This is a genomic window from Vibrio sp. Vb2880 (genome assembly GCF_033337975.1).
Lineage (GTDB): Bacteria > Pseudomonadota > Gammaproteobacteria > Enterobacterales > Vibrionaceae > Vibrio > Vibrio alginolyticus.
Window position 1 is genome coordinate 154,410 of record NZ_JAWORT010000008.1, and the last position, 14,866, is coordinate 169,275.

Below are 14,866 nucleotides of genomic sequence, written 5' to 3' on the forward strand. Positions count from 1 at the left end.
TTTGTTAATTCTATCTAGTTGAACATCTTATCCGTTTTTAACGAGAACCTCGGCAGCGAAGTATGTTTTAGAACTGCCCATTATGAGTTGTAATCTTATCCATGTTTAAATTCTACAAAAAACAGAAATTTAAGCGCCTTCAGAGTACACTGATGACCGCATTTCTGGTGCTCAGTATCACACCTCTTACCATTACTGCGATCTTTTTCTTGCAGTCCCACAGTAAAGATCTGCAAGAACAAAGCACCTCGCACTTACTGTCTGTTCGAGATACAAAACAGCAGCAAATCATCGACTACTTTGAGGCACGAGAAACCGAAGTCATGGGCTTTGTGCGCTCAGAGTTGGCTTACGCCAGTGGTGGCCGATTCTACGGTCTCGTCAATGCTTTTAGTCGTTTAGGCAATGATATTGAAGAGTCTCGTAAAAACGCCCAACAGCGCTACATCGAGGGCAGCGGAGACCAAATCAAAACCTCAACGTTACCCGAGTCATCCAACTATGTAGGAAGTGAACGTTACCGACTTTTGCATAAACGCTATCATTGGCCTACTTGGAGCTCCTCAAGCGCTCTGATTTTAATGACATTTTACTGGTCGACATCAATGGTAACGTCACCTACTCGATCAACAAAGACGATAACTACGGAACGAACTTGTTATCAGGCCCCTACAAAGACTCGGCACTTGGCAAAACTTTCAAGCGTCTCGCCGATGATGTGACTGAACGTCGAAAAGTAAACGAAGACTACACTCCTGTGATTGTGTCTGACTTCGAGCTGGAAGGGGGGAAATCAGTCGCTTGGCTAGGTGCACCAATTGTTCAGCAAGGTTATCTACACAGCTATGCCATGTTCCGCTTGCCAAATAATGGCATCACTAAGTTAGCCGCAGACGCCAACCGAGAGTCATCCATTAACACCCTGCTGGTTGGAAATGATCACCAACCTCGCACAATTAACACGAAACAAGACGACATTAAGAACAGTTTAGAAGTGATCGATAAAGCACTCTCTGGTGCGTTTGGTGTCGGCACTTACACGAACGGCTTAGGTGAAGAAATCATCGCGGCTTATGCACCGATTGAAACTCGTGGTGTGATTTGGGCGCTCGTCGTACAGTTACCAGAAAACGAAGCTTTCGCTCGTATCCATCAACTCGAAAAACTATTCGTTATCGCTATGTTGATCGCCATTATCCTTGTGGTGATAGCTTCTCACTATTTATCAAACTTTATCACTTCTCCGTTGCTGAAATTGACTTGGGTTGCCGAAAAGGTCTCTGCAGGGGATCTTGATGACACGTCTTTTAATACGGTTCGTAAAGATGAAATTGGTCGGCTTGCGTTAAGCTTTGAACGAATGCAACGCTCTATTCGAGAGAAGATTCAAACCATTAAGAAGCAAAATGAAGAACTAGAAAGCAACATACAGATCATTCAGAAACAGAATGAAGAACTGCAATTGGCCGATAAATTAAAAGATGAGTTCTTAGCCACGACTTCTCATGAACTTCGTACACCGTTACACGGCATGGTCGGGATTGCTGAAACCTTAGCGTCCGGCGCCAATGGCGCGATCCCCGCTAGCCAGAAATATCAGCTTGATATCATCATTAAAAGTGGTCAGCGTCTCGCTAATCTAGTCGATGACTTGTTGGATTATCATAAAATGCGTTATGGAAGCATGGATATCCAGAAATCAGCAGTGAGTTTGGGCAGTGCAACACGATTGGTTTTAGAGCTTTCTAGCCATTTACTCGGAAGTAAAACCATCCGCATCATCAACCAAGTCCCAGCGGATTTAAAAGCAGTATCAGCTGACCCGCAACGCCTTGAACAAGTGCTATATAACCTGATTGGCAATGCGATTAAATACACCTCAGAAGGTAAAATTGTTATTTCCGCTAATGTGGTAGATGATCATGTACGCGTACAAGTTGTGGATACTGGACAAGGAATTCCCGCAGAACAACTTGAACATATTTTTGAACCACTCATCCAAGCAGGGCAAGACGCGAGCCGTTATCGTCAAGGTGCAGGACTTGGGCTCTCCATTAGCCGTCAATTGATCGAATTAATGGGAGGCTCGTTATACGTCAGTAGCCAACCAATGGTCGGAACTACCTTCAGTTTCACTTTACCGCTCGCCAGTGAAGAAGAAATCCAAGCAACCCAGACTCTAGCTGCGCACGGGCACTTCCAAATTCCTGAAGTTAATGTAGAGAACAGTGAAGACTTATCACTTCCAGAGAACCCAGACGGCCCGTTACTGTATGTTGCTGACGATGAACCAGTAAACTTACGCGTGCTTGAAAGCTTTTTACGTTTAGAGGGCTATCGTGTGCGTACCGTCTCCGATGGGCCAGAAACGTTAGCGCTCGTCGAGCAAGAGAAGCCGGAACTTCTGTTATTGGATATCATGATGCCAGGCATGAGCGGCTACCAAGTTTGTAGTGAACTACGTGAAGCCTATGATCATGCCGAATTGCCAATCATTATGCTCACCGCACTCAGTCAAACAGAAGATCGTGTAAGAGGTTTTGAAGCAGGAGCCAACGACTATTTATCGAAACCATTTAATAAACAAGAGTTGGCGGCACGTATCCAAGCGCATTTAACGGCAAGCAAAGCAGAAATGCGCCATATGGAAAACAAAGTGCTAGAGTCTGAACTTAGACAGCGAGCAGTCGTTGAAGCAAGCTTACTTGAGACTCAAGGTCGTTTGTTGGAACAGCTAGAATCGGCTCCTGAAGCAATCATCTGTCTACGTGAAGACAAGCGTATTCGCTTTGCTAACGAAGCTGCTTGTAAGCTATTCAAGCGTAGCTTAGAACAGCTAAAGCGCTCATCTGCTGATGAGCTGATTGCCCCTAAATATCTAACCGTCAAACAACCTCATTACTGTGGCAAGATTGATATCTATATTGAAGATATTCGTCAGAACATCGAAGCAGACATTCTTAAGCTCCCTGAAGGTTCAGGGTTAGATATCATGTACATCTTTAATGTCGGCGGTGGAGCCAGTGCCGCTCGCATACATAATCTAGAAACCGCCGTAGAAGTGCTTTCAAGTTATGCATTTGATGGTGACAAAGACCAATTACAAAAGCTAAAAGAGCTTGGCGGAGAATTTACGCGCCTTGCAGACAAAGCGCTCGGTAATAAAAAAGACAAGCAAGAACTTATGCGAGAAGTTCTAGTCGACGCAATGACACATGCTTTAGAGTATTGGGAATCTGTAACGGGTGAAAGTAAGTTCGCATTTGCAGAGCAAAGTGGCTTGTGGCGCGTTTATCTAGACCGTAGTACTTTGCAAACACGCACTTTAGATAAATACATGCGTATAGAAACATTACCCAAAACACCGCGTTGGAGAACGGTGCTAAGCTCGATAGAGTTCATTCTCGAACACTGCAAAGAACAGAGCCCCGAGAGAGCATACATAGAAGCACAACGAGATAAACTACAGCGACTATTGACCAGCTAATATTTATCAAAAAACTAGCCCAGCGTGCATGCTGGGCTTTTTTGTTATTCGAGTATTCCCTTCCTAGAGATAAAAGAGACCGCCTCTTCCTACCCCGTTAACATATTTCCAATAACGAACATTTGGTTAGACAACGCTATCTATTGTTGGTCTTCAAAACGTACGACCTTATCCATTTAACTTGTCTTAACTAGGTAAGTTCGAGCAACCGAAAAACTTCATTCATAAAATAAAAAAAGGGCAACAAACGGAAGAAAACTGTCGATAAAAAAGGCCATTTTTCAGATAACAAGCGGATTTTGACGAACTATTGATAGAGATTGCGAACTTAATCACAACAGAACGGCAGATTAATTTTTAGCTGATTAATTAACACCATTTCTGCATGTGAGCGAGATCTCCGAACCTAGAAACCAAGCAAGAAACGTATACTTAAAAAGGACCAACAGGTTAGTAATCACCAACATTCATTATTAACAAGGATATAAACTGCGACGCATATCAACGTTTATTTTTTGGCCCAATGCTGGTTAAAATTAGCCAAAATAACGTTTATAACGGAGAGCTCAGAGATTTTAACGTTTTTAACGGGAATCAAGTTTGATTATTTTATGGATAAGGTGTTTTCTTACTCCTGCCTAAGGCCTACAGGCCACTCTTGGCGAAACTCAATGTTGTAATGAGTAAGGCATGTACAAGAGGTAGGTCTTAGAGAGTGTTTATCAATTGATGACATTCAATTCCATTTAGTGAAATGAAAGCAAATAGTAAGGAACAGCTATGCTTGCCAATATTAAAAAAACAGCACTAGCAACAGCAATTATTGCAACGGCTACTACAGGTTTTGCATCGGTAGCTACTGCGGCTGAACGCAGTGAACTGACTATCCACCCTAAAGAGTTTACAACTTTCGTTCGTAACTTTAACCCTTTCTTGGGTGCAACTAACCTGCACACAACAACCGACTTTATTTACGAGCCGCTCGTTGTTTTTAACGAAATGCACGGTAATACGCCTGTATTTCGTCTAGCAGAAAACTTTACCATGGCTGATGACCTGATGAGCGTAACCTTCGATATCCGTAAGGGCGTAAAATGGTCTGATGGCAAAGCGTTTACCGCTGATGATGTTGTTTACTCTTTCAACCTAGTTAAAGAGAAGCCAGAGCTAGACCAATCTGGTATCAACTCTTGGGTGACTGGCGTAGAAAAAGTTAACGACTACCAAGTTAAATTCCGTCTAAGCGAAGCAAACTCAAACGTTCCTTACGAAATTGCGAAAGTACCCGTCGTACCTAAGCACGTATGGAGCAAAGTAAAAGATCCAGCAACATTCACAAACGAAAATCCAGTAGGCAGTGGTCCATTTACCGAAATCGACACTTTCACACCGCAGCTATATATCCAGTGTGAGAACCCGAATTATTGGGATGCAGACAACCTAGATGTAGACTGTCTGCGTGTGCCGCAAATCGCGAACAACGACCAATTCTTGGGCAAAATCGTTAACGGCGAAATGGACTGGACGTCTTCATTCGTACCAGACATCGACCGTACGTACGCTGCAGCAAGTCCGAATCACCACTACTGGTACCCACCAGCGGGTACTCAAGCATTTGTAGTGAACTTCAAAAACCCAGACGCTGCGAAAAACGAAGCGCTAACTAACGTTGACTTCCGTCGTGCGTTCTCTATGGCGCTAGACCGTCAAACTATTATTGATATCGCTTTCTACGGCGGCGGTACAGTGAACGACTTCGCATCTGGCCTTGGCTACGCATTCGAAGCTTGGTCTGATGAAGAGACGCACAACAAGTACAAAGGCTACAACACATACAACGCGGAAGGTGCGAAAAAGCTTCTAGCTAAAGCTGGCTTCAAAGATGTAAACAAAGATGGCTTTGTGGATACACCATCTGGCAAGTCTTTCGAGCTTCTAATTCAATCACCAAACGGTTGGACTGACTTCAACAACACGGTACAACTAGCCGTTGAGCAACTAGCAGAAGTGGGCATTAAAGCTCGTGCTCGTACACCGGACTTCTCGGTATACAACCAAGCTATGCTAGAAGGTACTTACGACGTTGCTTACACCAACTACTTCCACGGTGCAGATCCACACTTGTACTGGGATAGTGGCTACAACTCGAAGCTACAAGCTGGTGACGGCATGCCTCGCTTTGCAATGCACTTCTACAAGAACGATAAGCTAGACGGTCTTCTTAACAGCTTCTACAAGACAGCAGATAAGCAAGAACAACTAGAGATCGCTCATGGCATTCAGAAGATCATTGCTCAGGACCAAGTAACTATTCCTGTGCTATCTGGCGCGTACATGTACCAATACAACACAACTCGCTTCACTGGTTGGTGGAACGAAGAAAACCCTAAGGGCCGTCCAAACATTTGGGCAGGTATCCCAGAGCGTCTACTTCACGTACTGGACCTAAAACCAGTTAAATAAGTAGAAGTTCATTTCAAGCGGCATACATCCCGTGTGCCGCCTATAAAAATCCCTTGTTAACGAAACCAATATGTGGCGCTCGTCGTCAGGGGATTTTTCGCTCTAAATTTCGCTAGGAGCGACCTGAAACCAGAAACAGGGAAAAAATCTGGGTGAGTAAGGTGTGAGTTATGGGTTATTTTTTAAGACGTTTGTCGTTCTATCTTGTCGCGCTCTTAGTTGCAGCGACGTTAAACTTTATTATTCCGCGAGCAATGCCTGGTGACCCAGTTACCATGATGTTTGCTAATGCTTCAGTACAGGTGACTCCAGAACGAATCGCAGCAATGAAAGAACTGCTCGGTTTCGTTGATGGGCCAATTTACATTCAGTACTTCTCGTACATTAAAAACATTCTAAGTTGGGAATTGGGCACCTCAATCCAGTTCTACCCACTTTCAGTTAATTCTTTACTAGGTAGTGCATTTGGCTGGTCACTATTTCTAGCTGGTACTGCGGTTGTTCTTTCTTTCTCCATCGCTTCTGTCCTTGGTATTTTTGCCGCCTGGAAGCGCGGTAGTAAGTACGATGCATTCGTAACGCCTGGCACATTGATCATTCAAGCTATTCCACAAATGGTTATCGCAATGTTAGCGCTGTTTACCTTTGCGATTGGCCTGAAATGGTTCCCATCTGGCTATGCTTACACGCCAGGTACTATTCCTGATTGGACAAGCTGGGAGTTCATCAAGAACGTGGGTTACCACGCTGTACTACCTCTATTCTGTGCAACCATCGTTCAAATTGGTGGCTTCTTAGTTAACATGCGTAACAACATGATCAACCTTCTCGCCGAAGACTATATCACGATGGCTAAAGGTAAAGGGCTGAGTGAAAACCGCGTCGTCTTTAATTACGCCGCACGTAACGCACTACTTCCAAGTGTTACCGCACTGTCTATGTCTTTAGGTATGGCCATTGGAGGTCAATTAATCATCGAGATGATTTTCAACTACCCAGGCCTAGGTACTGTTCTATTGAACGCAATTCACGCTCGTGACTACCAAGTACTTCAAGGTCAGTTAATTATCATGACGATGTTCATGCTGTGCTTCAACTTAATGGCTGACATGCTGTACATGATTCTAGACCCTCGCCTACGTACGGGAGGCAAATAATCATGAAAGAACTATTCAAACTTATTTTAGGTAACGCATTTGCTCGCATTGGTCTTGGCATTGTTACGCTGTTCGTGTTCGTTGCGATTGCCGCTCCTTTACTTACAAAGCATGCGCCAGACAAGCGAACCGGTAACCCACACGAATACCCAAGCTTTGTTGTAAAACAGGCACAAAACAATCCTGATGGTTGGGTCGCTAAAAACCTGGCAGACGATCGTCGTACGCTGATTATGTCTAAAAAGGCCGACCACGTATTAGGTACTAGCCGAATGGGTCGCGATATCTGGTCGCAAGTGGCTTACGGTGCACGAGTATCACTGGGTGTAGGCTTTGGCGCTGGCATCATCGTGTGCTTCTTAGCAACAGTCATTGGTATATCGGCAGGTTACTTCGGCGGCAAAGTGGATGACGTATTGAGTGCCGCGATGAACATCATGTTAGTAATTCCGCAGTATCCATTGCTATTCGTGTTGGCGGCCTTTATCGGTGAAGCAGGTCCACTCACCATTGCCTTGATTATCGCTGGTACCTCTTGGGCGTGGGGCGCACGTGTTGTCCGTTCTCAAACCATGGCTCTACGCGAGAAAGAGTTTGTGAAAGCCGCTGAAGTATTGGGCGAATCTTCATTCCGCATCATCTTCGTTGAGATTTTACCAAACCTTATCCCGATTGTCGGTGCGAGCTTCATTGGCTCAGTGATGCTGGCGATCAACACTGAAGCGGTCATTTCGTTCCTAGGTTTGGGTGATGCCAACACGATCAGTTGGGGCATCATGCTTTACAACGTGCAAACCTCATCAGCCATGCTGATTGGCGCATGGTGGGAAGTACTAGCACCTTGTATTGCCCTAACACTACTGGTTACTGGTCTTGCTCTGTTGAACTTTGCCGTTGACGAAATTGCGAACCCTCAACTTCGTTCTCACAAAGGCATGAAACGCTGGAAAAAACTAGCAGCAAAAGACAAGAAAGAACGTGAGCCTGAACTGGCACCACAAAATGCACTATGGAGCGGAGATAAATAATCATGACTGCACCACTAATTTCCATCCGTAACCTATGCGTAGACTACATCACAGACGCGGGCGATGTCCGCGCCTGTAACAACGTGAGCTTCGACATTGCACCAGGTGAAGTATTCGGTCTGGCTGGTGAATCTGGCTGTGGCAAATCCACTGTTGCCTTCTCACTAATGCGCCTTCATAAGCCGCCAGCGTTTATCACAGGTGGTGAGGTGATCTTCAACGGTGAAGATATCCTTCAGTACAGCGATGATCGCATGCAAGCGTTCCGCTGGAGTGAAATGTCGATGGTATTCCAGAGTGCGATGAACGCTTTGAACCCTGTTCTAACCATGGAAGAGCAGTTCTGTGACGTCATCATGCGTCATACCAATATGACTCGCGCTCAAGCAAAAACACGCGCTGAAGGTCTGCTGGAAATCGTTGATATCCACCCTAGCCGATTGAGTGATTACCCGCACCAGTTCTCTGGTGGTATGCGTCAACGTCTAGTAATCGCAATCGCTTTGGCTCTGAACCCAAAAATGATCATCATGGACGAACCGACTACCGCATTGGATGTAGTGGTTCAACGTGAAATTCTACAAAAAATTTACGCGCTTAAAGAAGAGTTTGGTTTCTCAATTCTGTTCATCACACATGACTTGTCATTGATGGTCGAGTTCTCGGATCGTATCGGCATCATGTACTCAGGTGAGTTGATTGAAGTCGCGCCTTCTAAGCAAATTCTGGAAAGTCCTTACCACCCTTACACCAAAGGTTTGGGTAGCTCTTTCCCTCCACTAACTGGACCAAAGACCAAATTGACTGGTATTCCAGGTAACCCGTTGAACTTGCTAGAAGTACCACAGGGCTGCCGCTTCCAAGCTCGTTGCGACCGCGTACATGAAGCATGTACACGTGTACCAACCCAATTACGTCAAATTGAACCAGGTCGCCTCTCAAATTGCCATTTGTACGGCGACACCATTGCTCAAGCTAAGGTTTAACAACAAAAAAACACTAGCTAAGAACAAAAATTACACTGGAGAGAATTATGAGCAAACAATTCGGCGAACTGCTGATTGAGGGTAAAAATGTCGTTAAGGACTTCCCTTTAAACAGTAACTCAATCAAACAATCTAAGATGCGCGCAATCAACGACGTCTCTTTCAAAATGTACAAGAGCCGCGGCTTGTCAGTGGTAGGTGAATCTGGTTCAGGTAAGTCTACTACTGCAAAAATGATTGCAAAAATGTACGCACCAACCGATGGCATCATTGAATACAAAGGTCGTGATATCCAAGACATCACCTCTCGTCACGATTTAATGACCTACCGTGAAGGTGTACAAATGGTGTGGCAAGACCCGTTTGGCTCGCTAAACCCAACGCACAATATCTTCCACCATATTGCGCGCCCGCTGCTGATTCATAAGAAAGTAGCACCGGGCAACAAGAAAGAACTGGAAGAGCGTGTGTACGACCTACTTGAACAAGTTGGTCTTATTCCACCAAAAGAAACGGCGCAAAAGTTCCCGCACCAGCTATCTGGCGGTCAGCGTCAGCGTGTCAACCTGGCTCGTAACATCGCGGTTGGAGCTGAAGTAGTCTTGGCGGATGAGCCAACATCCATGCTCGATGTATCGATCCGCGCTGGCGTTTTGAACTTGATGGAAGAGATGAAGTTTGAAAAACAAATGTCTCTGCTCTACATCACTCATGACATCGCAACAGCGCGTTACATTGCTGAAGATCTTGCGGTCATGTACGTAGGTCACATGGTTGAATGGGGCGATACTGAAGAAATCATTCACGACCCTCAACACCCATATACGCAACTGTTGGTATCTGCGGTTCCAGATCCATCGAAGTCTATTCACGAGAAACTGAAAGGCAACAAAGGGGAAATCCCACTTTGGACACCAGAATCTGTCGGCTGTCCATTTGCTGGACGTTGTGTACACGCTACCGACAAATGTCGCGAACGACTACCAGGCGTCACTCAACTGTCCGACAACCACTTTGTCCGCTGTTACTTATTTGAAGATTAATCATAACGAGGGTCAGGTTCAGCCTGACCCACTCCTGTTTTTATCGTTTCCCGGAGACATTGAATGCTGCTACTGACTAACCACATTGGTTATGAACGTCTGGGCCCAAAGAAAGCCATTATCCAGACCGAACAACCACACTTGTCTTCTTACACTGCTCAATTGATTTGTGCCACTAGCGAGCAAACCGTGGCAACTTTTGCGGTTGAAGAACAAGGTAAAGTGGCGAACTGGCATCAGGGCTATTTCTACCTCATCGACTTTTCCTCTTTCACAACGTCAGGTGACTATTTCTTGCAAGTAGAAGATACGCGCTCTTCCTCTTTCATCGTTGGCGAATACATTCTGTTGGATCAAACTTTGTCAGATGTGATCCACTATTTCAAATCGCAACGTTGCGGCGGAATCTTCGATCAACAAGATCGACAACTTCCAGTACTAAACTCCAATAAAAAGGTTGATGTACACGGCGGCTGGTACGACGCATCAGGAGACGTTAGCAAGTATTTAAGTCACCTTTCATACGCGAATTATTTGAATCCTCAACAAACCCCAATGGTGGTTTGGAACATCCTAAAAGGGGTTTCGTTGCTTGAAGGAAGCGAAGACATTACAGCTTTCACACGTACACGTCTGATTGAAGAAGCCCTGTTCGGTGCAGACTTTCTTGTGCGTATGCAAAACGAAAAAGGCTTTTTCTACATGACGGTCTTTGACAAGTGGAGCAAAGATACTGCGCAACGCGAGATTTGCGCGTACGAAACTCAACTTGGTCACAAATTTGACGACTATCAAGCAGGCTTTCGACAAGGTGGCGGTGTCGCCATTGCAGCGCTAGCGGCAGCGTCGCGTTTAAGTGTTCACGGTGAATACGATCAACAAAAATACCGCAACGCTGCCGAAAATGGTTACTGGCACTTAAAAGAGCACAATACGCAGTACCTCAATGATGGGGAAGAAAACATTATCGACGAATACTGTGCGCTACTGGCTTGTGTAGAACTGTTTAAAGCAACCAAAGAAACTCGCTACTTGGAAGAGAGCCGTTTGTGGGCGCAACGTTTAGTTGCACGCCAAATGAGCGACGAGCAGATTCAACACTTTTGGTCAGCAAACCAAGACGGCAGCCGTCCATATTTTCACGCAGCCGAAGCTGGTCTACCAGTTATTGCCCTATGCGAATATCTATTAATTGAAGACGACTCAGCACGAGCGGAATCGGTAAAACGTATCGTCAACCTAGCGTGTGAGTTTGAGATCACAATATCGAATAAAGTGATCAACCCATTCGGTTACCCTCGCCAATATGTTAAAGGCGTAAATGAGTCAAAACGCGAGGCATTTTTTGTCGCACACAACAATGAATCCGGCTATTGGTGGCAAGGCGAGAATGCTCGACTGGGCTCACTCGCGACCATGGCGTACCTTGCTCAACCGCATATAGCGTCGCAAGACGTACAGCAACAACTTTCTGTGTTTGCTCAAGATGCATTGAACTGGATTGTAGGCTTAAACCCATACGACATGTGCATGCTAGATGGCCATGGTCGTAACAACCCTGATTACCTCCCTCAATATGGTTTCTTCAACGCAAAAGGTGGCGTGTGTAACGGAATCACTGGCGGCTTTGAAGACGAGGAAGACATTGCATTTAACCCACCAGCACAAAAAGAAGACGTGTTACAAAACTGGCGCTGGGGCGAACAATGGATCCCGCATGGCGCTTGGTACTTACTCGCGATAATGAGTCAAGCTCAGCATGTTTCTCAGTTGGCGACCTCTAAAAATATGAAGGAAGAATAATCATGGGAATGTATTTTGTCGGTATCGATGGTGGCGGCACGTCATGTCGAGCCAGGATTAAAGATTCACAAGGTAATTTTCTTGGCGAGGCCAAAAGCGGCAGTGCCAACATCATGCTAGGTGCTGAAATAGCAATGGCTTCGATTCTTGAATCCATCACTTCGGCTACCGAGCAAGGCGGTCTGACACAACAAGATTTCGCGTCGATGCACGTCGGCTTAGCCCTTGCTGGCGCAGAGCACAAAGCATCTTGGCAAGCCTTCATGTCTCTTCCTCATCCATTTGCCAGTATGACTCTGAATACCGATGCTTACGGTGCGTGCGTTGGTGCGCACAATGGCGAAGATGGCGCAATCATGATTGCGGGAACCGGTTCTTGTGGCATCTACCTTAACGGATTGGAGCAACATGTTGTCGGTGGTCGTGAGTTCCCTATTTCGGATCAAGGTGGCGGCGCAGCGATGGGGCTACGCCTAGTTCAGCAAGTTTTGTTAGCTGAAGATGGCATCAGAGAAAAAACGCCCCTAGCACAACACGTTATGACGCATTTCGAAAATGAGGTCGACAACGTGGTGGCGTGGTCAAAACAGGCGCTTCCTCGTGATTATGGGCAGTTTTCTCCGGCTATTTTCCAACATGCGGAACAAGGCGATGCACTGGCCATTGAAATGCTGAAGCAAACCGCAGCGGATATAGAAATGTTTCTCGTGACATTAAACAAGCGCGGCGCAACACGTATTTGTTTAATGGGCAGCATAGCTGAACGCATTGTACGTTGGCTTTCACCACCAGTTCAGCAATGGATTGTTGAGCCACAGTTTGACGCGATTGAAGGCGCAATTATGTTTGCTGGCAAACCAGAACATAACCTTTACTCGCTCAATGCGGCGTAGGAGTAGATATGGAATATCGTGTTGATCTCGTAGTCCTTTCTGAGCAGAAACAAAACTGCCGCTTTGGCCTCACCTTTCATAACTTGAGCGACCAAGACCTAAACAGCTGGAGCTTAACTTTCGCTTTCGATCGTTACATTCTTCCAGACAGCGTTTCAAATGGTCAACTGACTCAAATTGGTAGTTTTTGCACACTTAAGCCAGAAGGGCTGGTACTGGCTGCCAACCATCACTATTACTGTGAATTCAGTATTGGTTCGAACCCATTCCGTTATTACTCGGATGGCTTTAACGAAGCGATGATCAACTTTGTCGTTGATGGAAACCCACAGCGCGCACAAGTGGATGTCACGCCTATCGTATTAGCTTCACCATACCGTGAACGCAGTGAGATTCCTGCAAGTTTAACCCATGCACAGCCCTTGCTGCCAAAACCAAACCATATTGAGGTCAGCGATCACTATTTTAGCTTTGATCATCATGCTGGCGTCGCGGTTTATTCAAGCCTGGCCAATTCAGCTAAAGAATGGCTACTTGATGAGCTTAAGCGCATTCACCAATTTGAGTTCGCATCAGACAATGGCAGTCAGATCATCTTCAAAGGCAACCCAACCTTGGATGAAGGCGCTTACAAACTGAAAGTAGCCGAAGAGTCAATCAAAATTGAAGCAGGATCTTCGTCTGGTTTTACCCATGCTTGTGCAACGTTATTACAACTAATCAAAGTTGGCGATCAACCTAACTCAATGGAAGTAGTTTGCTGTTCAATCAAGGACAGGCCACGTTTTCGTTACCGCGGTATGATGCTGGATTGTGCTCGTCATTTTCACTCCGTTAAGCAAGTCAAACGCTTGATCAACCAACTGGCTCATTACAAGTTCAATACGTTCCATTGGCATCTTACCGACGATGAGGGTTGGCGAATTGAAATCAAATCACTGCCTCAACTGACCGATATTGGTGCTTGGCGCGGATTGGATGAGATCAATGAACCACAGTACACGCACTTTGATGAACGTTACGGCGGCTTCTACACACAAGAAGACATCAAAGACGTTATCGAATTTGCATCGCAACGCGGCATCACCATCATTCCTGAAATTGATGTACCTGGTCATTGCCGAGCCGCCATCAAGTCGTTACCACACCTATTGGTAGAAGCGGAAGATACCACCGAATACCGCAGTATTCAGCATTACAACGACAACGTCATTAACCCTGCTCTGCCGGGGAGCTATGAATTTATCGACAAAGTGCTAGAAGAAGTCTCTGCGCTTTTTCCTGCACCTTACGTTCATATTGGTGCCGACGAAGTACCTAACGGCGTATGGTCAAAAAGCCCAGCATGCCAAGCACTAATGGAACAACTGGGTTACAGCGACTACAAAGATTTGCAAGGACACTTCTTGCGTTATGCCGAAGACAAACTTCGTAAATTGGGCAAACGCATGCTGGGCTGGGAAGAAGCTCAACACGGCGACAAAGTCAGTAAAGATACGGTGATCTACTCATGGCTAAGCGAAGAAGCGGCATTGAACTGTGCTCGCCAAGGCTTTGATGTGGTGCTGCAACCAGCACAAACCACTTACCTAGATATGACCCAAGACTACGCACCTGAAGAACCGGGCGTGGACTGGGCAAACCCACTGCCACTAGAAAAAGCTTACAACTACGAGCCGCTCGCTGAAGTGCCTGCTGACGACCCAATACGTAAGCGCATTTGGGGCATTCAAACAGCATTATGGTGCGAAATTATCAATAACCAACCTCGCATGGACTACATGATCTTCCCTCGTTTAACTGCAATGGCAGAAGCATGTTGGACAGACAAACAACACCGAGATTGGACCGACTATTTATCACGCTTGAAAGGCCATCTACCTCTGCTTGATTTGCAGGGAGTGAATTACCGTAAACCGTGGAAGTAATACAAAACTGATGTCGAAACATCACGCTTGAAGAGTTTTTAAATTTTGGCTGCTGATGCAGCTTCGTAAAAAGGAAAG

The 14,866-nt window shown here is 45.7% G+C and carries 10 protein-coding genes; all 10 read left to right on the plus strand.

The window, feature by feature from the left end:
• The first annotated feature begins 152 nt into the window (after positions 1-152).
• The 10 genes from R7M92_RS25085 to R7M92_RS11515 all read left to right on the plus strand — a co-directional run bounded on the left by R7M92_RS25085 (position 153) and on the right by R7M92_RS11515 (position 14,788).
• Positions 153-722: a hypothetical protein gene (locus R7M92_RS25085; RefSeq protein ID WP_411974277.1), complete on the plus strand. Its 570-nt coding sequence runs from the start codon at positions 153-155 to the stop codon at positions 720-722.
• A 458-nt stretch (positions 723-1,180) separates the two neighbouring features.
• Positions 1,181-3,487: a response regulator gene (locus R7M92_RS11475; RefSeq protein WP_411974278.1), complete on the plus strand. Its 2,307-nt coding sequence runs from the start codon at positions 1,181-1,183 to the stop codon at positions 3,485-3,487.
• A gap of 780 nt (positions 3,488-4,267) precedes the next feature.
• Positions 4,268-5,950, plus strand: coding sequence for an ABC transporter substrate-binding protein (locus R7M92_RS11480; RefSeq protein WP_005380037.1), 1,683 nt, complete (start codon positions 4,268-4,270; stop codon positions 5,948-5,950).
• 170 nt (positions 5,951-6,120) lie between these two features.
• Positions 6,121-7,107 carry an ABC transporter permease gene (locus R7M92_RS11485; protein WP_005380038.1) on the plus strand — a complete coding sequence of 329 codons (987 nt, stop codon included), beginning with the start codon at positions 6,121-6,123 and terminating at the stop codon, positions 7,105-7,107.
• Between the two features lie 2 nt (positions 7,108-7,109).
• Complete coding sequence (locus R7M92_RS11490) at positions 7,110-8,135, plus strand: ABC transporter permease (protein ID WP_025768199.1); 1,026 nt, start codon at positions 7,110-7,112, stop codon at positions 8,133-8,135.
• 2 nt (positions 8,136-8,137) lie between these two features.
• Positions 8,138-9,121 carry an ABC transporter ATP-binding protein gene (locus R7M92_RS11495; protein WP_005386550.1) on the plus strand — a complete coding sequence of 328 codons (984 nt, stop codon included), beginning with the start codon at positions 8,138-8,140 and terminating at the stop codon, positions 9,119-9,121.
• 47 nt (positions 9,122-9,168) lie between these two features.
• Complete coding sequence (locus R7M92_RS11500; RefSeq protein ID WP_005380041.1) at positions 9,169-10,164, plus strand: ABC transporter ATP-binding protein; 996 nt, start codon at positions 9,169-9,171, stop codon at positions 10,162-10,164.
• A gap of 63 nt (positions 10,165-10,227) precedes the next feature.
• Complete coding sequence (locus tag R7M92_RS11505) at positions 10,228-11,967, plus strand: glycoside hydrolase family 9 protein (RefSeq protein WP_318133393.1); 1,740 nt, start codon at positions 10,228-10,230, stop codon at positions 11,965-11,967.
• A gap of 2 nt (positions 11,968-11,969) precedes the next feature.
• The gene (locus R7M92_RS11510; RefSeq protein ID WP_262671912.1) at positions 11,970-12,860 is read left to right on the plus strand and encodes an N-acetylglucosamine kinase; all 891 of its coding nucleotides are present in this window, start codon (positions 11,970-11,972) and stop codon (positions 12,858-12,860) included.
• 8 nt (positions 12,861-12,868) lie between these two features.
• Positions 12,869-14,788, plus strand: a complete 1,920-nt coding sequence (locus R7M92_RS11515; RefSeq protein WP_258656333.1) for a beta-N-acetylhexosaminidase — start codon at positions 12,869-12,871, stop codon at positions 14,786-14,788.
• Positions 14,789-14,866: the final 78 nt, after the last annotated feature.